This is a genomic window from Sphingomonas sp. AOB5 (genome assembly GCF_029433115.1).
In the GTDB taxonomy this organism is placed as follows: Bacteria; Pseudomonadota; Alphaproteobacteria; order Sphingomonadales; family Sphingomonadaceae; genus Sphingomonas.
Genome location: NZ_JARNTV010000003.1, coordinates 52,412 through 74,400, shown reverse-complemented (window position 1 = coordinate 74,400; position 21,989 = coordinate 52,412). Strand labels below are relative to the sequence as shown.

Below are 21,989 nucleotides of genomic sequence, written 5' to 3'. Positions count from 1 at the left end.
CATTGGTTCGAGGGCGGAACGGCGCTTCGTCGGGCGGGGTGGGGGCAGTCGGGACGAAGCGCCGCTCCGGGGCTCGCGCTCACCGCGCGAGATAGCCGCCGTCGATCACCAGTTCGGTGCCGGTGACGTAACTGGATTCATCGCTGGCGAGGTACAGGCAGCCATAGGCGACTTCGCTCGGCTGGCCGCCGCGCCGCATCGGCGTCGCTTCGATCACCGCCCGGTTGAGCACGGCATCCTGCGCATCGGTCAGCGGCGTGTGGATAAAGCCGGGATGCAGCGAATTCACGCGGATGCCGTCGCCGACATAGGTCATCGCCGCGTTCTTCGACATGTTGCGCACCGCGCCCTTTGCGGCGTGATAGCTGTGCGCACCGGACACGGCAGCGCTGCCCCAGATCGACGATATGTTGATGATCGACCCGGCCTGTTGCGGCCGCATCACCCGCACCGCTTCGCGCATGCCCAGGAACACGCCGGTCTGGTCGACCGCGATCATCCGCAGCCACGCTTCCATGCCCAGCTCGTGCAGCGGTTCGTACGCGATGATCCCGGCATTGTTGACCAGGATGTCGAGGCCGTCGGTCTGCGCGACGACGGCATCCACCGCTTCCGTCCAGTCGGCTTCGCTCGTGACGTCGAGCGTCAGCGTCCTGACCCCGTCGAGATGGGGACGTGGCGGCGGCGCGATATCGGCGGCGAACACGATCGCGCCTTCGCGGAGGAACAGATCGACCACGGCCTGACCGATGCCGCCCGACGCTCCCGTGATGAGTGCCACTTTCCCCATCAAGCGCATGCCCTTGGTCCTTTTGACGAACGCATGGACAGTGGATGGCTGGCGTTTTGCGCAAAGCCGATGCCCGCCGGGGGAGCGTCGGCCTATTCTTTCGGGCAGGGTGAACCGCCACGCGCATGAGCGGAAACCGGCGGGGGCACCACCAACGATCCCCATAAGGGTGATGTTGTAGTACGCCGTTCGAGTACCGACAGGATCGCCACATCGCGATATGCTGGGTCCGGATTATCGCGATCGAGGTTGGGCACTCGATTGCGTGGTAGCGAGGTCGAGAGGGGGAAGCGGTTGCGAGCTTTGTCTGTCGCAGGCCTGGGATCACGCGGCTGGTGGCTGTTGCTGCTGGCGGCCGCGCTGCTGGGCGGGCAGGCGGTGGCCCAGTTGCCATCGGCGGGGTTCAGCAATTTCAGGCACGATCGCTGGATGATCTATGCCGGCGCGCCGACCGGGATGCGGGAGATCCAGCAAACCCCGGATGGCTGGATCTGGATCAGCGGTGCCGAGGGGCTGTTCCGCTTCGACGGATTCGAATTCGAGAAGATCCCGGTCCCGGCCGGATCGCCGCTCGAGCGTGCGTCCGCCGGGCCGCTGCTGGTCACGCGATCGGGCGAGCTTTGGGTCGGCTACAACCAGAATGCCGGGGTCGCGGTGTATCGCAACGGAGCGCTGCACCCGGTGCCGATGCCGAAGCCGCCGACGATCATCAGCGATCTGGCGCAGACGGCGGACGGCGCGATCTGGGCATCGTCGACAATGTTCAATATCGACGCCAACCGGCTGTTCCGTTTTGCCAACGGCCGCTGGGAGGATGCGGATGCGCGCTACGGTCTGGCGGTCGGCGGCCAATCCGCTCTGTGTCCGACGGCGGACGGCACGCTCTGGCTGTCGCTCTACAATCGCGACAAGACCGTCCTGACCTATCTCAGGCCGGGTGCGAGGCGGTTCGAGATCAGCGAGCATCGCCTGGCAGACGGGGGTTGCCTCAAGGACCGCAACGGCCGCGTATGGTTCGCCGGTGTTTCGGGGCCGCTTCTGCTGGGCCCCGACGGGAAGCCGCTTTCCTGGCCTGCAGGTCTGGCCAGACCGGTAAGCGTTGGAACGGTACCCGGGGATGTCGACTCCTCCGGCGGTCTGTGGGGTAGCAAGTCGGAGGCGATCTCGCATCTCGCGTCACCCGCTGCAGCGGGGAGGCCCATATCCGGGGAACCGGCGCTGTTCGCGATCTCGGATGGTCTGTCGTCGGGGGTAACCTACGACTTCTTCGTCGACCGGGACGACAATGTCTGGGTGGCCACCGAATTGGGACTCGACCGGTTCCGCAGGGCCAGCGCCGTGCCGGAACCGGCGGTCGAGGGCGACTGGCCCCAAGGCATCGGGATAAGCCAGAATGGCACCGAGCTGTTCATCGATACCAGCGCGGGATTCTATCAGGTCTCGCCGGGGTCGCCGCGCAAGCTTCTGGCCGAGGGGCCAGCGGGCCAGTGCCGCGCATGGGGCAGGGGCGCTTGGGTGCTGTTGCCGACCCGCATCGTCCGTCTCGAAGATGGCAGGCAGCGCGCGATAGCCCTGCCGCCGGGCGTCGAGATCACCTCGGCCTGCGCCGAGGACCGTCACGGACGGCTCTGGGTCGGTACGACCACCGGACAGCTGGTCTGGCATGATGCGCAGGGATGGCACGTGCCGAAACAGCCGCTGCCGCCGGTGCATTGGTGGGATCTCACCGTCACGGCGGAAGGCGATCTGGCCTATACGACCAAGACCGGACTGGTGCGGGTGATCGGCAACAAGGCGCACATCCTGCCGCTCGAGTCCCATGATCCCGGGCTGATCACCAATTTGTCGGTCGAGGGCGGCGATATCTATGTGAGCGGCAGCAACGGATTGCTGCGGATCCGGGGGAGCAAGGTCGCGCGCCTCGACTGGCGGCGTTTCCCGTTCGTCGCCCGGCTGCGGGATCTGCTGCAGACGCCGAATGGCGAAACCTGGATGATGCGCGCCTTCTTCACGTCGCGGGTTTCCACAGCAGCACTCAATCGCGCCTTCGACGATCCGAATGCGCCGCTGGACCGGATCGTGCTCGACCTGCGCGACGGGCTGAAGCCGCCGCAGAGCAACGATTATGCGGGCCCGCAAATGGCGGTCGGCACCGATGGCAGGGTCTGGCAGCTCAATCGCGAGGGGGTGGCGGTGATCGATCCGTCGCGCCTTTCGGACAATGCGCAGCCGCCGCCGGTGAAGATCCGCGCGCTCACCGCTGCCGGGACCGAGCATCGCGATCCCGCGAAACTGACGCTGCCCGCCGGAAGCCATGCGTTCGACATCGCCTATACCGCCCTGTCCTACACCCATCCCGAACGCGTCCGGTTCCGCTATCGGCTGGATGGTGTCGATGAGGACTGGGTCGATCCGGCCGATCGCCGGCTGGCGTCCTACGCCAATCTGCAACCCGGCCACTACCGGTTCCAGGTGATCGCATCCGACAATCAGCGCAGCTGGAGCAATCCGGGCGCCGTGCTGGAAATCGAGATCAGGCCGACCTTCCTGCAAAGCTGGCCGTTCAAGCTGCTCTGCGCGATCGGCGCGATCGCGCTTTTGTCACTGGTGTTCTCGGTGCGCTTGCGCACGGTCGCGGACCGTATCCAGATGCGGATGGCCGAGCGCGTCGCCGAGCGCGAGCGGATCGCCCGCGAACTGCACGATACGCTGTTGCAGGGCATTCAGGGGCTGATGCTCCGCTTCCAGGCCGTGACCGACCGGATCACCGATCCGGCGACCCGCCGCTCGCTCGACGACGCGCTCGACCAGGCCGATTCCGTGCTGATCGAGGGGCGCGAGCGCGTGCGCGATCTGCGCGGCGAACAGCAATCGGAACTGGCGCAATCGCTGCAGCAGCGCATCGGCACCGTGGCGGATGACCGTGCGCGGATCGACCTTGCCACCAAGGGCGAACCACGCCCGCTGCATGCACTGGTTGCGACCGAGGCGCTCCGCATCGCCGAGGAGGCGATCCGCAATGCCCAGCGCCATTCCGGGTCGGAGACGATCTCGGTCGTCCTGACGTACGGCGTCACGCAATTCGCGCTTCAGGTCAGCGATACCGGCACCGGCATTCCGGAGGAGATGCTCGGTTCGGGCAAGGGCACCGGCCATTTCGGCCTGATCGGCATGCAGGAGCGCGCCTATCGCATCGGCGGTTCGCTCGCCATCGTGACGGGGCGTCAGCCGGGCACGCAGATCGTGCTGACGCTTCCCGCGCGTACAGCCTATGCCGAACGCAGGGTTGGTTATTGGGCGCGCATCCGGGCGGCTTTTGGCGGAGGCCTTTCGCGATGACTGCAGCAGACCGCATCCGCATCCTCACGGTCGACGATCACGCCGTTTTCCGCGACGGTATCGCGGCGATCATCGCGCCCCAGCCCGACATGCTTCTGGTCGGCGAAGCGACCAATGGCGCCGAGGCCGTCGACAGTTTCCGCAATCTGCGCCCGGACGTGGTCCTGATGGACCTGCAGATGCCGGTCCGCAGCGGCATTCAGGCAATCACCGAGATCCGTGCACTGGCGCCGTCCGCGCGGATCGTGGTGCTGACCACCTATGACGGCGACGTCCAGGCCGTTCGCGCGCTGAAGGCCGGCGCGTGCGGTTATCTGCTCAAAAGCTCGCTGCGCAAGGAACTGCTGGACACGATCCGCATCGTTCATGGCGGAGGGCGCTATGTGCCCGCCGGAGTGGCCCAGCAGATCGCGATCCATGCCGCCGAGGAACCGTTGACCTCACGCGAAATCTCGATCCTCGAACTCGTAGCGGCGGGCAAGCCCAACAAGGTCATCGCCTGGGAGCTCTCGCTTTCGGAAGACACGGTGAAGGCGCATCTGCGCAGCGTCTATTCGAAGCTCGACGTCAATGACCGCACGCAGGCGGTAACCACCGCGCTGCGCCGCGGGATCATCGCGCTGTGAGGTCAGGGCAGGGCGGCCGAATGCCCGGCCGCCCTCCCGTGTGACCGCACCTGCGATCAGGCGCGTGGCTGCCGCCGACTCAGATGGCGATGCAGGGTGCTGCGGTGGATGCCCAGCCGACGCGCCGCCTTGCTGATGTTCCCCTTGGCCGACGCGAGCGCTGAATCGATCAGTTCCGCTTCCCGGTCGGCGAGTTCGCTTCCGCCGCGTGCCGTTGACGGCCTTCCGGGCCGGATATCCAGCATCGGCCAGCCGATTGCATCATCGTCCCAGCGGCCGACTGCAGTGGCGCCGGTATTGAGGCGCAGGAGAACGTCGGCGCCATGCCAGGCACGTTCCTCCAGAAGCTCCTCCGCCACGCTTTCGTCGAGCGCGTCCCAGTGACGGCCGACCAGCGCCAGCCCGCGGCGATTGCCGGCCACCAGCCGTTCCTCGCGGAACACCAATATGCCTTCGCGGCTCGATCCGATCATCGCCGCATCGTCGTGGAAGCGCAGGATGCGGCAGTCCTCGAAGCGCTGGCGGAACAGCCGGTGTTCGATCTGATCGACCGCCATGCGGATCATGCCCAGCGCATGGCTGTGACCCACAGTGGAGGCGCCCGAGATATCGAGTGCGCCGATGATCGCACCGCGCGGATCCATGATCGGCGTGGCGGCACAGCTGAGCACGCCGTGCCCGGCGAAGAAATGCTCCGATCCGTGCACCGCGATCGGACGCCGCTCGGCGATCGCGGTGCCGATGGCGTTGGTGCCGGTGCTGGCTTCCTTCCACGATACGCCGGGCTTCAACGCCACCTGGGCTGCGCGCGAGGCGAAGCCGGTGTCGCCCAGCGTGTCCAGGATCATGCCTTCGCCATCGGCCAGGATCACGACGCTGCCCGTCTCGCGCGCTTCGCCCGCCAGCGTCTCCAGTTCGGGGCGGCACAAGCGGCGCAGCGCATCGTGCCGCTGATGCAGGACATGCAGATCGCCCTCTGACAGGGGCGCGACGCGCGGCAGGGTACGTTCGGCCAGCCCCAGATCGACGCAGCGGATCCAGCTTTGCAGCACGGGGCGGCGCACGTCGGCGACGGGGAGGGTGCCTTCCCCGAAAAAGGCGCGGCGGGCCAGATCGATCGATGCGCTTTCCATGCGCCTCATTTCCTCTCGCAGGGCGCGTGCGGTTCTCGGGCCACGGTCGCGTCGGATCGTGCAAATCTACGCCGATTGCGCCGTGAGGGAAGGGGCGACTCGACGGAATGGACGCTCAGCGCCACATGCGGCGCGGCGCGGCGCAAAACTGTCGCAGAGTGCGACGGTTTTTCCGGCAGATGTTGCGGGATGCGTCACATCGCGTCGCGCCGGTCCGAAAATATGCGCACTTCCATCCCGCACCGGCCCGCCCCGGCTTGCGGATCGCACCGGCCGGGTTCCTCCTTTGGCGAACGACAAGCCAGTAAGGAGAGGCAGTGTGACCATTCACCAGCCCGTTTCGGTGCGCAGTGTGCCGTTCAAGACGCGCTATGGCAATTTCATCGGCGGCGACTGGGTCGATCCGGTCGATGGACGCTATTTCGACAATCACTCGCCGATCGATGGGCGCTTGCTGTGCCAGGTCGCGCGAAGCCAGGCGGTGGATGTGGAACGCGCGCTCGACGCCGCCCATGCCGCGAAGGACGCATGGGGCCGAACCAGCCCGGCCGAACGCGCGCTGATCCTGCATCGCATCGCCGACCGGATGGAAGAGAAGCTCGGCGAACTCGCCACTGCCGAGACCTGGGACAATGGCAAGCCGATCCGCGAGACGATGGCGGCGGACATCCCGTTGGCGATCGATCATTTCCGCTACTTCGCCGGATGCATCCGCGCGCAGGAAGGCGGCATCTCCGAGATAGACCATGACACGGTCGGCTATCATTTCCACGAGCCGCTGGGCGTGGTCGGCCAGATCATCCCGTGGAACTTCCCGCTGCTGATGGCCTGCTGGAAGCTGGCCCCAGCCATCGCCGCAGGCAATTGTGTGGTCATCAAGCCGGCGGAGCAGACCCCGGCCTCGATCCTGGTCTGGGCCGAGCTTATCGGTGATCTGTTGCCTGCGGGCGTGCTCAACATCGTCAACGGTTTCGGGCTGGAGGCGGGCAAGCCGCTCGCGCAGAACAAGCGCATCGCCAAGATTGCGTTTACCGGCGAGACGACGACCGGGCGGCTGATCATGCAGTACGCGTCGGAAAATCTGATCCCGGTCACGCTGGAACTGGGCGGCAAGAGCCCGAACATCTTCTTCGCCGACGTCGCGAACGAGGATGACGATTTCCTCGACAAGGCGATCGAGGGCTTCGCGATGTTCGCGCTAAATCAGGGCGAAGTCTGCACCTGTCCCAGCCGCGCGCTGGTGCATGAGAGCATCTATGACCGCTTCATGGAGCGGGCGCTCAAGCGGGTCGAGGCGATGGTGCAGGGCGATCCGCTCGATCCCGCCACGATGGTCGGCGCACAGGCATCGTCCGAGCAGTTGGAGAAGATCCTCTCCTATTTCGATATCGGCCGCGGCGAGGGTGCAGAGGTGCTGACCGGCGGCGAGCGCAACACGGTCCCCGGTCTCGACGGCTATTACGTCAAGCCGACCGTGCTGAAGGGGCACAACCGGATGCGGATCTTCCAGGAGGAGATTTTCGGACCCGTCGTGTCGGTCACCGCCTTCAGGGATGACGAGGAAGCGCTCAGCATCGCCAACGACACGCTCTATGGGCTTGGCGCCGGCATATGGACCCGTGACGGAACGCGCGCCTATCGCATGGGCCGCGCGATCCAGGCCGGGCGCGTCTGGACCAATTGCTATCACGCCTATCCCGCGCATGCGGCGTTCGGCGGGTACAAACAGTCGGGCATCGGGCGCGAGACGCACAAGATGATGCTCGATCACTATCAGCAGACCAAGAATCTGCTGGTCAGCTACAGCCCGAAAAAGCTCGGCTTCTTCTGACCTCCCCCGGGCGGCGCTGCCATCTCCCCTCCGCGCGGCGCCGCCCACCAACCGATCAAGGAGAGTGACCATGGCCAGAACCATGAAGGCCGCCGTCGTGCGCGAATTCGGCAAGCCGCTGACCATCGACGAAGTGCCCGTTCCCGAAGTGTCCGACGGCCTGATCCAGGTCGCGATTCAGGCATCCGGCGTGTGCCACACCGATCTGCACGCCGCCGAGGGCGACTGGCCGGTCAAGCCCAACCCGCCCTTCATCCCGGGTCACGAAGGTGTCGGGTTCGTCTCGGCGGTGGGCAAGGGCGTGAAGCATGTGAAGGAGGGCGACCGCGTCGGCGTGCCCTGGCTCTACTCGGCCTGCGGCTATTGCGTGCATTGCATGGGCGGCTGGGAAACGCTGTGCGAAAGCCAGCTCAACACCGGCTATTCGGTCAATGGCGGGTTCGCCGATTATGTGATCGCCGACCCGAACTATGTCGGCCACCTGCCTGACAATATCGGCTTCAACGAGATTGCGCCGATCCTCTGCGCGGGCGTCACGGTCTACAAGGGCCTCAAGATGACCGACACCAAGCCGGGCGACTGGGTGGTGATCTCCGGCATCGGCGGGCTTGGGCACATGGCGGTGCAATATGCGGTGGCGATGGGCCTGAACGTCGCGGCGGTGGACGTCGATGATACCAAGCTCGATCTCGCACGCAGGCTGGGCGCGACCGTCACGGTCAATGCCCGCCACGAAGGCGATCCGGCAGCCGCGATCAAGCGCGAGACCGGCGGTGGTGCGCAAGGTGCGCTGGTCACCGCAGTCAGCGAGAAGGCATTCGAGCAGGCCGTGGGCATGATGGCGCGCGGCGGCACCGTGGCGCTGAACGGCCTGCCGCCCGGCGACTTCCCGCTCAACATCTTCGGGCTGGTGCTGAACGGCATCACGGTGCGCGGATCGATCGTCGGCACAAGGCTCGACTTGCAGGAATCGATCGATTTCGCAGCGGTAGGGAAGGTGAGGGCGACGGTCTCCACTGCCCGGCTGGAGGATATCAACGAGATGTTCGCCCGCATGCACAAGGGCCAGATCGAGGGCCGCGTCGTCCTCGACCTGACCGCATGAGCGGCGCGGCCGGGGCGAGCCGGGTCACGGCCACCCCGGCCGCGCTCGACCTGCTGGCGGCGATCGTCGCCGACCACGGCCCGGTACTGTTCCACCAGTCGGGCGGCTGCTGCGACGGCTCCTCGCCGATGTGTTATCCGCGCGGCGATTTCCGTATCGGTGAAGGCGACGTCCTGCTGGGCGAAGTCGGCGGCCAGCCCTTCTATATCGGCGGGCGCCAGCTCGAGGCATGGGGCGCCGATCTGTCGCTGACCCTCGATACCGTCGCCGGGCGCGGCGGCATGTTCAGCCTCGACAATGGGCGCGAGCAGCGCTTCCTGCTTCGCTCGTCGATCTGCCTCCCTTAGCGGCGCGAACCCGATACTCTCCAACTCGAATACATGCGCCCCCATCTCGCCCCGGCTCGCTTGACTTGCATCGGTACCGGGAAAGGATCGGCCCCGATAAGCTGGGGGAGCGCGAGATGGACCGACGGCAATTTCTGGCGAGCGCAGCCGCGATCGGGGTCGGCGCCATCTGGGCACCGCGATCCGCCGCGAAACCGTCGCGCATCGCATGGCGCGAGGATCGCAAACTCTATCCCCAGGGCGTCGCGTCCGGCGATCCCGACGAACACAGCGTGATCCTCTGGACCCGGCGGCCGTTCGATCAGGGCGAGCGGCATATGCTCACGGTCGAGGTTGCGCTGGATCCGGACTTCCGCCGCGTCGTCGCCACGGCAAAGGCTCCGGTGCTGGCCGCGGCCGACTGGACCTGCCGCGCGCTCGTCGGCGGCCTCTCGCCCGCGACGATCTATTGGTATCGCTTTACTGATGATGGCGGCGCGGGCAGCCGGATCGGGCGCACGATCACCGCTCCGCGCGTCACCGATCGCCGGCCGGTCCGCTTCGCCTTCGTTTCCTGCAACACCGTCAACGAAGGCGCGCAGAACGCCTATGCCCGCATGATCTGGGAGGACCGGCGCGCGCCCGCCGATCAGAAGATCGGCTTCGTCCTCCATCTCGGCGACTTCATCTACGAGGTCGTCCAGTATCCCGACGAAGTGAAGACCCGCTATGCGCGCACCATCTATGACATCGGCCGCGTGCCCGATGCGCGCAAGATCGGCAATTTCCATGTGCCCACCACGCTGGCCGGATACCGCGTGATCTATCAGGCGCACATCAACGATCCCGATATCCAGGATGCCCGCGCCTATTTTCCGTTCGTCTGCATGGGCGATAATCACGAATTCTCGTGGCAGGGCTGGCAGAGCTTCACAAAGTTCGGCGGCAAGGTCGAACCCGCCCAGCAGCTGCGCGTTGCCGCAAATCAGGCATGGTGGGAATATATCCCTTCGCGGGCGCGCAAGGCTTCGGGCACCGCGCTCGAGCAATTCGCGCCGCCCGTCGTTGCCAACGCGCCGATCGAGAGTTTCGACGATCACGGCTTCGGCACCGAGGCCAACAACCGCGCCGCGGTGGGCAGCATGACCGCGTATCGCGCGCTGCGTTACGGCCGCCATGTCGAGCTGATGGTCACCGACTTCCACGCCTATGCGATGGAGATTCCGGCAGGTCGTCCAGGCGCGGCCGAACTCGACGCGGGTGCATTCCCGTTCACCCCGCGGGAGGTGCTTGAGGTGCTTGATGCGGGCAGGGACTATGCCGGCGGCAAGCCGCCAGAGACGATCACATTCGGCAAGACGGTGCCCAATTTCCGCAAGGACGAGCCGCCGTATACGATGCTCGGCCGCGAGCAGAAGGCGTGGCTCAAGGACCGGCTGACGAGATCGACCGCGACCTGGAAGATCTGGGGGGCGACCAAGGGCACGCTCGACATGCGCAGCGATCCGCAGAACCTGCCCGCGGGGCTGGTGGAAGGGGAGTGGCCCGGCAAAGACTATGGCGTCTTCGGCGGCGTCGATTTCAGCGGCGCGTTCAGCGAGCGTGCGGAAATCTATGACACCGTCCGCGATCACAAGGTCACCGGTTTCGTCACCGTCTCGGGCGATCGCCACAGCTTCTGGGCAGGCTATGCCGCGCCCGCCCTGCCGCCGGTCGGCTTCGATCCGGTGGGCCTCAGCTTCATCACCGGATCGATCTCCGCGCCGGGCACCGGCGAAGCCTCGGAATATTGGAACGAGTTTCCTCTGCGCCCGCTATTCGTACGCAAGCCCGAAGGCGGCGCGCCCGAGCATGTGATCAACCTGATGCTCAAGCGCGGCGTGCGCGCTGCCCTAGAATATGCGGCGAGCGGTGACATTGTGAAGGCGCGCGCCCTGACCAATCCCGACGTGGCGCCGCATCTGGCGTTCGTCGATATGGCCGGGCACGGCTATTCGGTGGTCACCGCTTCTTCCGATGCCATCGAAACCGAATTCGTCTGCATCGTCCGTCCGATTGCGAGGGCAACCACCCCCGACGGCGGTCCTCTTCGCTACCGCGTATCGCACCGGGCAAGCCGGTGGCAGCCGGGCGACTCGCCGAAGCTGGAACAGCGCGTGCTGGAAGGGGACCCGAAGCTGTCGATTTGAGGCGCTGGGGTACGCAGCCTCAGCGATCGGACGGTAGCTCACAGCGGAAATTGCTCGCCGCATGGATCGACCCGAACCCGCGATACACGGCCCGCTGCGGATAGGGGCAGAGCGGTCGCTGCATGTCGATCCTGCCCGCATCCTCGCTCGAGAACCGGGTCGCGACGATCCGGTCGGGCGCCTGACCCTGGTCCGTCCACGCGATCAGCGCAGAGAACAGGTCGTGCCGGGTGTCGTCCGATGGCGGCCGCGGCGGGATGCCGAGGGTCGTGTTGAACGCGTCCGGGCCGGTCCCGCCGCCGCAATGCATCATGCCGGGCGCCAGAAACAGGCGCGCGCTGCCGCCAAGCTTGCTCATGCCGCCCATCTGCGCCGCATGCCGGTCGAAGAATGCCGCCGACTGGCCCGGTGCCACGAGCGTGTCGGCAAGGCCGTGGAAAACAATCAGCTTGCCGCCGCGCGCTGCAAAGGCGGCCAGGCTCCCGCGCGTCGCGTCATTGACGATCGGATCCAGCTGCGCATCGACGATCGGCATGTCGCGATCGAAATCGAAGCCTTTCCAGTCCCAGTCCGTGCCGAACACCCATTTGAACAGGGAGCCGAAGGGCGGCTGGCCGCTGACCGGCTTTTGCAGGAATGACCAGCCGAACGTGTCGGGCATCTCGCTGCCGGGTAGCCAGCCGAAGTAGGTCGGCTTGCCGTTTCGGTCCGTGGGGCCGCTGTAGAAGGCGCGCGCGGTCGCAACTTCGCTTTCGGTCAGGCACGAGTCCGATGCCGCGCCCGTGCATTGCAGGACCTTGGGATCGAATTTGCACTGCATCGGATCGGAGATGAAGCGGTCGCCCGGCAATCCATGCCCCTGCCGCGAGCAGGTCGCGATGGCGGCATTGTTCAGCAGCTTCAGCTTGTTGTCCGAAAGTGTGCTCCCCGGGGTGCGGTTCGCCGCCTGATAATTCCACAGCACCGCGGCATGTCCCCAGGTGCGGTTCATCACCGGCGCGCCCACCAGAATGCCGTCATAATCGTCCGGATAGTAGAGCGCCTCGATCAGGCCCATCTGCCCGCCGGTCGAGCAGCCGGTGTAGAAGGACTTCCGGGCCCGCTCGCCGTAATAGGCCCGCGTAATCGCCTTGCCCGTCGTCGTCATGACATGGGTCGAAAGGCGGCCCCAGTCGCGCCACTTGCGCGGCTGACCGATCAGGGCATCGCCTTCGAGCGGCGATGCGGGTGCGGTTCCCGCATCGGTCGTCGCAGTCGCAAAGCCTCGGCGCAGGCCTTCGGCCATGCCGGAATAGCCGAGCGCGAACGTGCCCGCGAACCCGCCGCTGCCATTGCCATGGAAGACGCCGGTCCAGCCCTGCGCGGGCAACCACAGCTCGACCCCGATGTCGGAGCCGGGTTCGGACCGCACGCGAGCGACGACCCGGCAGAAGGCGGGATAGCCGGGCGTGTCGCCTGCAATCCCCGTCTCGGCCGGCTTGGGCGGCACCATCACCGCGCTGGTGATGGTCGTGTCGGGAAGCTTCAGGCCGGTCAGCGCCGCACACCGGGCGGCGGCGTCGGGCGCGGGCTTCCGGCTCTGCGCCAGCGCCGCGCCGGGCGCCGTCCAGGCGATTGCGGCGGCCGTGAGAAGGGTGGCCCTATAGGTGCGTTTCATTCTGCTCTCCAACTTCACGCAACCGGTCATGCCCGGCCCTCGGCCTTGATCAGCCTCGCCAGCCACAGGAACAGCAGCGCGGCGATCAGGTACATCGGTGCCAGCGCGTAAAAGGCCATTTGCAGCGAGTGCGGGCCATAGTCGGCGCGGAAATAGTCGCTGGCGAAGCCCACGAAGGTCGGACCAAGGCCTAGCCCGACCAGGTTCATCACCAGCAGCAGCAGCGCGCCAGAGATCACCCGGGCAGCGGGGGCCACTTCGCCCTGAACGAAGGTGACGGTCGCAGGAAGGAAGAAGGAATTGAGGAAGAGCGGCACGAACAGCAATGCCAGCGCGACTTCCCACCGGTCCGCCGTCGCGAAGCCGAGGAAGAAGGGCAATGCGAGTACCAGCGAGAACGCAGGGATGCTGGCATAGGCCGCCTTGTTGCGCACGGCGAAGCGATCGATCAGCTTGCCCGAGACGAAAATGCCGGTGCCCATGCCGATGCCGACGGCCAGCGCATACCAGATCGCGACCTGATCCAGCGTCATGCCCTTTTCCCGCATCAGGAACAGGGTGGCGAAATTGCTGAGTCCATAGGTGATGAAATTCGCCGCGCCGCTGGCGAGCGCAGCGACCGCGAGCAGCTTGTTGCTGAAGAAGCCGATGATTGCCTGTCCGAAGCCCTGCACCGGTGCCGTAGCGGCCGGCTTGGGATCGAAGCGGCCTCGTACCGGTTCCGGCACCAGCAAATAGACGACGATTGCCGTGACCACGCCGATCGCACCGACGACATAGAAGGGCACGCGCCAGTCATAGGCAGCCGCGAGCGATGCGCCGAAGGCCACGCCCAGCGCGGAGCCGAGCGGCGGGCCGAGATTGAAGATTCCCATGGCGCTGCCGCGCTGCTCGCGCGGGAAGGAGTCGGAGATGATCGCATAGGATGGCGGCACGCCACCCGCTTCCCCGACGCCGACGGCCATGCGGGCCGCCACGAGTTGCCCGTAGCTCGAGGCCATGCCGCAGGCGACGGTCGCCGCGCTCCATAGCCCGCAGGCAAGCGACAGGATCTTCACCCGGTTCGTGCGGTCGGCCAGCCAGCCGACAGGGATCGCGATGAAGCAGTAGAACAGGGCGAAATAGAAGCCGGTGATGTAGCCGAGCTGGCTGTCGGTGATCTGCAGGCTATCCTGAATCGGCTTGGCCAGGATCGAGACCAGCTGGCGATCGAGGAAATTCAGCACATAGACGAAGCAGAGCATGCCAAGCACGAAGCCGCGATGGCCCCGCTGGCGGGTATCCGCATGTCCTTCAGTGAGCGGCGCTATGTTGATTGCCATCGCCCTTTCCCCTCCCGTCCTGTCTATTCTTTTTCGATCCGGTCCGCGCGACCCTTGCCGCCGCCCATCTTCACGACATCGCCCCCGCACGCTGCCAGCGCTGCGCCTGATCGATATACCAGGGCAGGACTTCCGGCGTGGCGCTCGCGTCGGCATTGACGACCTTGGCGACGGGCCAACCGGCGAACAGCCGTTTGATCGGGAGTTCCTGCTTCTTGCCCGACAAAGTGAGCGGAATGGCCGGCGCTGCAATCAGCAGATCGGGCACGAAGCGCGGCGACAGGCTGGTGCGGATCGCCGATGCGATGGCCACTTCCAGTGCCGCATCGACGCCATGGCCCTCCGCCGGGACGACGAACATGATCAGCTTGCTGCTGCCATCCTCCGCTTCGACGTCGATCATCATCGTGTCGGCAATCTGCGGCAGTTGCTCGACGGCGGCATAGATTTCGGCGGTGCCCATGCGTACGCCGTGCCGGTTGATCGTCGCATCGCTGCGGCCCGAGATTGTGCAACTGCCGTCCTCGCCAACGGTCAGCCAGTCGCCGTGCCGCCAGATGCCGGGCCATTCGGAGAAATAGGATTCCCGGTAGCGGCTGCCGTCCGGATCGCCCCAGAAGTACAGCGGCATGCTGGGGAAGGGGAGGGTGCAGACCAGCTCGCCGACCTCGCCGATCACCGGTTGGCCTTGCTCATCCCATGCCTCGATCGCGGCGCCCAGATGGCGGCACTGCAACCGGCCCGGCGTGTCGGGCAGTTCGGGATTGCCAGCCATGAAGGCGGCCGCAATCTCGGTCCCGCCACTGACATTGCACCACCAGATGTCCGGCCGGCCGAGCGCGGCGAATTGCGCCGTACCCCAGCGCTGCACGTCCGGCGGCAGTGGCGATCCGGTACTGCCCAGCGCACGGATACGCTCGACGCCCGGGATACTGGCAATATCGATTTCGGCTTTGCGGCAACTGGCGAAAAACGCGGCACCGGCGCCGAACCAGGTGACGCCGCTGCGTGCCGCAAAGTCCCATAAAGCGGTCCAGTCCGGGTCGGCTCTGGTTCCGCTCGGCGATCCATCGAACAGGCAGATCGTGGTGCCGCTGAGCAGCCCGCCCACCTGAATGTTCCACATCACCCAGCCGCTCGCGCTGTACCAGTGGAAGCGGTCGCCGAGCGTGTTCGGGGCATAGCTTGGCCCCAGATCGAAGTGGAGCCGCCCGGCAGCGGTCGCCAGCATGACGCCGCCATGGCCATGCACGATCGCCTTGGGCAGGCCGGTGGTTCCGCTGGAATAGAGGATCCACAGCGGATGATCGAAAGCCAGCCATTCGGGCTCGAACGCCGCGACCGCATCGTCATTGCGCGCGACGGCGGCCGCGAAATCGGTGGCACCGGGCACTTCGCCCGCGCCATGTCCCGTAGCGATGACGAACACTGCCTCGATACAGGGCAGGCTCGCGCAGATGTCTTTGACCGCGGCGCTTCGGTCCATCGCCTTGCCGGCATAGAATATCCCGTCGACGGCGATGAGCGCCCTGGGCGTGGTCTGCCGCCAGCGGTCAAGCACCGCATTGATCCCCATGTCGGGCGAGCACAACGTCCAGATCGCCCCCAGGCTGGCGCAGGCGAGCAGGCCGACCACCGCCGCCGGAATATTGGGAAGATAGGCAGCGACGCGGTCTCCCGGCCCGATCCCTCGACCGCGCAGTTCCAGCGCCAGCGACGCCGCCTGGCGCCTCAGCTCCGCCCAGCTGAGTGTAACGTTTCCGCCGCGCTCATCCATGGCAATGATCGCGGGCTGGCCGGCTTCGTCGGCGGCGATCACGTGGCGGAACACGTGCCGTGCATAATTGACCCGCGTCCCTTCGAACCAGCGCGCGTCCGGCATCGCGTCCCCGCTCAGCGCGGCCTTGCAGGGCGTCGGCGATTCGATCCGGTCATAGTCCCAGATGCTCCGCCAGAAACCATCGAGATCCTCAACCGACCATCGGCGCAATGCCTCATAATCCGCAAACGTCCGGTTGCGTTCGACACTCAGCCAATCGGAGTACAGGCGGATCTGTGGAACGGGGACCGCGGCGTTCACGCTGGTACTGGCACCTGTCATCGATCGGTGAGCCTCGGCTTGTCTTCGGGTGATCGGGATCGGGCGGCACCCGGTGGGAGAGCGCCGCCCGAAAGGGTTCAGAACGAGGTCCGCAGGCTCATTGCCGCATAGCGCCCGATCGGATTGTAGGCGCCGCCGATGCCGTCGGTGCCCGGGAAGAAGGGCGGCGTCGCATCGAACAGGTCGTTTACCTGAATGCCGAACTCGGTCTGCTTGAGGAAGGTATCCGGCAACCGCACCGACAGGCGCAGGTCCACGGTGGTGTAGCCCTTGGCCTTGTAGATGCTCGATCCCGTCGGGGTCGCGTAGGACGCCGTGACGCCGCTGCGATGGTTGACGAAATTGACGAAGGTCACCGGCCCTGCGGTAAAGCCCAGCGTGGTGCGCAGCGTGGCACGCGGTATGCCGGCGTCGAGCGAATTGCTCTCGACCGATGTCGGTGACAGCCGGTTGCGATAGTTCAGGATATAGTTGCCAGCGACACCGCCGAAGACCGTTCCGAAGCCGACCGGCTGGCGGTAGCGAACGTCGAAATCGATACCGTTGGTCTTGCGTACGCCGAAATTGCCCTGACGCAGATCGAGGATGTTGCCGATCGTTGGCACCGCCGAGAAGGTGTAGAAGAACGGCACGGTATTGGTGATCGCCGAGCTCAGCTGCCCGGCGGTCGGGTTACGGATGACGCGCGAGGCGAAGGTAGGATCGCTGAACAGCAGCGCACCCAGGCCCGACGGCGTGCCGATGACGTTCTGATACTCGATATCGTAGAAGGTCGCGCTCACGCTCAGGTTCGGGATGAATTTCGGCCGGAGGTCGATCCCGAACGAGAAGGTGCGTGCCGTCTCGGGCTCCAGCGCCGCATTGCCGCCATAGAGCAGGATGGTGTTGACCTGCGCCGCGCCCCGCGAAGGATCGCGGGCACCAAAGGCATCCACCAGCGCCGCGGCGGAATAATAGGAGCCGACGGTGGAGCCCAGATCGCGAAGCCCGGGCGCGCGGAACGAGCGGCCAAAGCTGCCGCGCAGGTTCACGCCATCAACGGGTTCCCAGGTGACGCCGATCTTGGGGTTCGTGGTCGATCCGAAATCGCTATAGTGATCGTAGCGGCCCGACAGCGACAGGGTGAGGCTGCGGAACATCGGCGCGGCATTGCCCTCGCCGAAAATCGGCACGAACAGTTCGCCGTAAACCGACTGGACATTGCGCTCCAGATCCTCGGGGAAGCCGACCCCGCCGCTCGAACCGCGCTGCATATAGGTTTCGCGGCGATATTCGGCGCCGACCGCGACCTTGACGTCGCCGCCCGGCAGCGACGCCAGCGGCCCGTCGATCTTGGCCGCGCCGATGCGGGTGCGCTGCCGGTTCACGAAATCGGTGGGGTTGTTGAGAATGGCGGCGACGACTGCCGGACTGGTCCGCGTCCCGAACGGATCGAGCGCAGTTGCTGGCGTCGTTCCAGCCGCGGCGGCGGCGAGCGCCGTGGTGTTGATCCCGGGCTGGAAGGTATCGTTGCGGGACCAGTTGAAGCTCCCGAACACGCTTGCCTTGAAATCGCCGGGCAGGGCAATGTCGATGCCGGCGGTGGCGTTACCGGTGCGCACCCGGAAGGTCTGGTCGAAATGATCGGCGCCGACCAGATAGTCCGGACGGAAATCGAAATAGCCGAACAGCGAACCCGTGCCCGGCGGCGCGCGGAAGAAGGGGTTGGCGGCGGTGATCAGAACAAAGGTCTGGCCCGGCAGTGCTGCCTGCACCACGTCGCGGCGATCCGAATAGAGCACATCCGCCCACAGATTCACACTGCCTGACAGCTGCTGCCGGACCGAGACTAGCCCGGCATGGGTGCGGTTCTGGGGCAGGAGATCGACTGGGCCGCGCGGATCGCAGGTGTTGATCCCCGGCGCCAGGCTGGGCGCTGCATAGATCGTGCCGGCGAACAGGTTCACGTTCGCATCGGGACAGACGGTCGAGCGCGTATCCACGCCGCCGGCCGACCGGAAATCGAGCGAGCGATAGGGGCGGTCGGCCCCGGTGATGTTGCTGTTTTCCTGATACTGATAGGCGACGACCAGCGAGCCGCTGCCCCAGTCCTGCCCGAAGATGCCGCCCGCGTTGAAGGCGTGGTAATCGTCCGCCATGCCGTAACGGACATTGGCTTCGAGCCCGGACACGCGCTTGCGGGTGATGAAGTTGATGACGCCGGCAACCGCGTCCGAACCATAGATGGCCGATGCGCCGTCGGCGACGATCTCGACGCGCTCGATCGCCAGCTCGGGGATGAACGGGAAGTCCGGATTGGTCTGCTGGGTGCTGCCGGAAATCAGGCGGTGACCGTTCATCAGCGGCAGGGTGGCAGCGCTCGGCAGGCCGCGCAGGCCCGGCGCGAAGGAGCCGAGCCCGCCATTGCTGACGCGCGGCGCGGTGTTGAAGCTGTTGAGCTGCGGCACGGTCGCCAGCAGTTCGGGCGTGCTGGCCGCGCCGATCAGCTTGGCATCGTCACGCGACACGCTGATCAGGCCGGAGCCGGTAGGCGGAATGCCGCGGATGCTGGTGCCGGTCACGACGATCTCGGAATCCGGCTCGACGCTGCCTTCTTCCGCCTGACTGCCGGCGTCGGCGGTCTGCGCCTGAGCCACCACCGGCAGGCTGATCATCGCCAGCGCGATGGCCGACCGGCACAGCAGATGCGCGCGGCGGCCGACGAATTTGGCTCGGATCGACATGATGTTTTTCTCCCCTCCTGGATCAACGCGATTGCGGTCGGTGCCGCTGCCGGACTCTGCCGGCTTGGTGCCTTGATTATGGATTGACAGGCGCGAAGGTAAGCGCATTAGCGGACATCACTATGTCTTTAGCGGACAAGTGGAGAGGGTGGACGAGCATGGCGATCGCGATCGATGATGAAACCGGCTCAGCGGAGCCAAACGGCCGCGCCGGTTTTCCTTCGCTCAACCAGCGCAGCTTCGCGCCGTTCAAGATCGCCACGGTCATCGACACGGTCGCTTCCCGCGGCATCGCGCCGGAGACGGTGCTGGAACGTACCGGACTGACGCTGGCGGAGGTGCGCGATCCCAATGCGCTGACCTCCATCGGGCAATATCTGATCGCGTGCGAGAATATCGTGGCGGCCGGTGCCGAGTTCGCCGACGCGTTCGCGATCGGCGCCCGCCTGCATTTGTCGGCCTATGGCATGTACGGCTACGCCCTGATGTGCTCGCCCAGCATGCGCGACTTTTTCGATTTCGCGGTGCGTTACCAGCCGCTCGCCACCCCCACCGTGCGCCTCGAATGGCGCAGCGAAGGCGATGTCGCGATCTGGCGGTTCCGGGAGATCTACCGCGACGTCATGAGCAGCGGCGTGCGCACCTTCCTCGTGCGGCAGCAGATGAAGATGACCTTCACCCATATCCGCGACACGGCGGGGACCGACAATCTGCCGGTCCGCGCCCTGTTCGCCCTCCCGGAAGATCCGCATGCAGCCGGAGACGAGCGCGCGCTATCCTGCCCGTGCCTCTATGCTCAGGAAGCCAACGAGCTCCACTATCCCATCGGGATTCTCGACCAGACGCCGGAACTGGGCAACAGCCTTACCCGCACCATGCTCGAGCAGACCTGCGAACGTCTGATCGGGCAGTCTCGGATCTCCTCGGGTCTGTCGGGGGAGGTGTATCAGCTGCTGCTGAACGCCCCCAGCCAGCTCCCCTCGATGACATCGGCTGCCGCGCAACTGGGCCTGCAGGAGCGAACGTTGCGGCGGCACCTTGCGGCCGAAGACACCACCTATGGCGCGATCGTCGACGATGTCCGCCGCAAGCTGGCGATCGAATATCTGCAGACGACCCGCATGAGCGTCGACGACGTGGCCTGGAAGGTGGGCTTCAGCGACAGCGCCAATCTGCGCCGCGCGATCCGCCGCTGGACGGGCGGAACCATCAGCGACATTCGCTCGAAGTAGCGCGGTTGTTCAATCGCTTGCGCTGGCGCGATCTATACACGGGACTGAACCGCACGAACGCAATCCGCGGCAACGCTCGCTCAGGTGACCATATTTGCAGAGAGGAATGGTGGACGCACTTGGGCTCGAACCAAGGACCCGCTGATTAAGAGTTTTGGAATCAGACGCCACGGCTAGATTGTGCTAGCTTGTCCTACCTGACAAACCCTTGGTATTTCAACCATTTGAGCCGTTGCTAGTTTGCGGTTCCTTGTCGTAGCTGTTCCTAGCTTGCTAGTATGGTGCTAGCATCAGACTGGAGGAATAGCGTGGCGAAGCTCACCAAGACGTTCGCGGACAAGGTCCTGCCGCCCGCGTCGGGATACGCGATCCACTGGGACGACAAGGTCCCCGGCTACGGCCTGCGAGTCACGTCCAGCGGCGTGCGCAGCTTCGTCGCGCAGGGCAGGGTGCTCGGGAAGGCGGTCATCGTCACCATCGGAAGGTACGGCCTATTCACCGAGGACCAAGCGCGGGGCAAGGCGCAGAAGGTCTTGCAGCAGATGCGCGACGGCATCGACCCGCGCGACGTGAAGCGGCAGGACGAGGCCATGAAGGTGACGCTGGGCGAGGTCTGCACGGCCTACGTCGAGCGCCCCGGAAAGCTCAAGCGGAGCACGAGGGACGAGTACCAGCGCCACGTGGACAAGGTGTTCACCGCTTGGAAGGACAAGCCCATCCTCGCCATCACCGAGGACGACGTTCGCCGCCGCCACCGCGAGATCGTCGAGCAGGGCTTGGAGGGCAAGAAGGGGGCACCCGCCAGCGCCAACGCGGCGATGGTCACGCTCCGCATCCTCATCAACTTCGCCGCCCGCCAGTATCGCCGCGCGGACGGGTCGCCGCTGATCCAGCGCAACCCTGTGGACGTGCTCAAGGACCACTGGGCCAAGCTCGGCAGTCGCACTGACCGCTACATCGACCGCCGCAAGATCGGCGAGGTCTGGAATAAGCTGGTTGAGGCTCGCGCCACCCCCAAGAACCGCGACCACCTCTCGTCCATCGACCTGACGATCTTCGGGTTGCTCACGGGTGCGAGACGCGACGAAATGGCCACGCTGCGTTGGGAGCACGTCAACATCGATGACGAGGACGCGTCGAACTGCTGGTGGCACCTGGACGACCGCAAGCGCGGCGACCCCATCTGGCTCCCGCTGTCGTCGCAGGCCGTGGCGCTGCTCAAGCTGCGCCCGCGCCTCAAGCTGGCGGACGGCACAGAGAGCCCGTTCGTGTTCCCGTCGTGGTCAAAGACCGGCCACGTTACCGACGCGCGAGCGCCGATGGAGTTGGTGAGCGAGGTGGCGGGCAAGCACCTGAGCCTCCATGACCTCCGCCGGTCGTTCACGAACTATGCGATGCGCGAGTGCCTGATAGAGAAGTTCCGCACCGACCTCCTGACTGGCCACAAGCCCGCGCAGGAGGACATCACCGCCCGCAACTACCTCGACCTTGCGCGCCTCGACTGGCTGCAACCCGAGGTGCAAAAGATCGGTGACTGGGTCGAGCAGCGGGCCCGACTTGCGGAAGCAAAGGCGAACAGCGAGAACGTGGTGCCGCTGCGGGCGTGATCGTCGCT

Annotated in this window: 14 protein-coding genes; 8 read left to right on the top strand and 6 right to left on the bottom strand. The window is 65.9% G+C overall.

What is annotated here, in order from left to right:
* Positions 1–79: 79 nt before the first annotated feature.
* Complete coding sequence (locus P1X14_RS02295) at positions 80–781, bottom strand: SDR family oxidoreductase (protein ID WP_277313690.1); 702 nt, start codon at positions 779–781, stop codon at positions 80–82.
* Between the two features lie 303 nt (positions 782–1,084).
* Between P1X14_RS02295 and P1X14_RS02290 the strand changes: the two genes are divergently transcribed.
* Both P1X14_RS02290 and P1X14_RS02285 read left to right on the top strand, forming a co-directional pair.
* Positions 1,085–4,129, top strand: coding sequence for a sensor histidine kinase (locus tag P1X14_RS02290; RefSeq protein ID WP_277313689.1), 3,045 nt, complete (start codon positions 1,085–1,087; stop codon positions 4,127–4,129).
* Entirely contained in the window at positions 4,126–4,755 is a 630-nt protein-coding gene (locus P1X14_RS02285; RefSeq protein ID WP_277313688.1) for a response regulator transcription factor, read from the top strand. The genes P1X14_RS02290 and P1X14_RS02285 overlap by 4 nt, the downstream gene beginning before the upstream one ends.
* A 56-nt stretch (positions 4,756–4,811) precedes the next feature.
* Here P1X14_RS02285 and P1X14_RS02280 read toward each other — a convergent pair whose 3' ends face one another.
* Complete coding sequence (locus P1X14_RS02280) at positions 4,812–5,888, bottom strand: helix-turn-helix domain-containing protein (protein WP_277313687.1); 1,077 nt, start codon at positions 5,886–5,888, stop codon at positions 4,812–4,814.
* Between the two features lie 319 nt (positions 5,889–6,207).
* Here P1X14_RS02280 and adh point away from each other — a divergent pair, with 319 nt between their 5' ends.
* The 4 genes from adh (at position 6,208) to P1X14_RS02260 (ending at position 11,339) form a co-directional block, all read left to right on the top strand.
* Positions 6,208–7,719 carry an aldehyde dehydrogenase gene (adh, locus tag P1X14_RS02275; RefSeq protein ID WP_277313686.1) on the top strand — a complete coding sequence of 504 codons (1,512 nt, stop codon included), beginning with the start codon at positions 6,208–6,210 and terminating at the stop codon, positions 7,717–7,719.
* A gap of 70 nt (positions 7,720–7,789) precedes the next feature.
* Positions 7,790–8,824, top strand: coding sequence for an alcohol dehydrogenase AdhP (gene adhP, locus P1X14_RS02270; RefSeq protein ID WP_277313685.1), 1,035 nt, complete (start codon positions 7,790–7,792; stop codon positions 8,822–8,824).
* A complete protein-coding gene (locus tag P1X14_RS02265) occupies positions 8,821–9,171 on the top strand; it encodes a DUF779 domain-containing protein (RefSeq protein WP_277313684.1) in 351 nt (116 codons plus the stop codon). The genes adhP and P1X14_RS02265 overlap by 4 nt, the downstream gene beginning before the upstream one ends.
* 116 nt (positions 9,172–9,287) lie before the next feature.
* Complete coding sequence (locus P1X14_RS02260; protein WP_277313683.1) at positions 9,288–11,339, top strand: alkaline phosphatase D family protein; 2,052 nt, start codon at positions 9,288–9,290, stop codon at positions 11,337–11,339.
* A 19-nt stretch (positions 11,340–11,358) separates the two neighbouring features.
* On the opposite strand, the gene P1X14_RS02255 is transcribed toward P1X14_RS02260, so the two are convergent.
* The 4 genes from P1X14_RS02255 to P1X14_RS02240 all read right to left on the bottom strand — a co-directional run bounded on the left by P1X14_RS02255 (position 11,359) and on the right by P1X14_RS02240 (position 19,142).
* Positions 11,359–12,996 (bottom strand): tannase/feruloyl esterase family alpha/beta hydrolase, encoded by a 1,638-nt coding sequence (locus P1X14_RS02255; RefSeq protein WP_277313682.1) that lies wholly within the window; start codon positions 12,994–12,996, stop codon positions 11,359–11,361.
* A 26-nt stretch (positions 12,997–13,022) separates the two neighbouring features.
* Complete coding sequence (locus P1X14_RS02250) at positions 13,023–14,318, bottom strand: MFS transporter (RefSeq protein WP_277313681.1); 1,296 nt, start codon at positions 14,316–14,318, stop codon at positions 13,023–13,025.
* A 70-nt stretch (positions 14,319–14,388) separates the two neighbouring features.
* Positions 14,389–16,419, bottom strand: a complete 2,031-nt coding sequence (locus P1X14_RS02245) for an acetoacetate--CoA ligase (protein ID WP_277313680.1) — start codon at positions 16,417–16,419, stop codon at positions 14,389–14,391.
* Between the two features lie 77 nt (positions 16,420–16,496).
* Positions 16,497–19,142, bottom strand: a complete 2,646-nt coding sequence (locus P1X14_RS02240; RefSeq protein WP_277313679.1) for a TonB-dependent receptor — start codon at positions 19,140–19,142, stop codon at positions 16,497–16,499.
* Positions 19,143–19,300: 158 nt separating this feature from the next.
* Between P1X14_RS02240 and P1X14_RS02235 the strand changes: the two genes are divergently transcribed.
* Together P1X14_RS02235 and P1X14_RS02230 are read left to right on the top strand one after the other, a co-directional pair.
* Complete coding sequence (locus tag P1X14_RS02235; RefSeq protein WP_277313678.1) at positions 19,301–20,374, top strand: AraC family transcriptional regulator; 1,074 nt, start codon at positions 19,301–19,303, stop codon at positions 20,372–20,374.
* 308 nt (positions 20,375–20,682) lie between these two features.
* Positions 20,683–21,981, top strand: a complete 1,299-nt coding sequence (locus P1X14_RS02230; RefSeq protein WP_277313677.1) for an integrase family protein — start codon at positions 20,683–20,685, stop codon at positions 21,979–21,981.
* Positions 21,982–21,989: the final 8 nt, after the last annotated feature.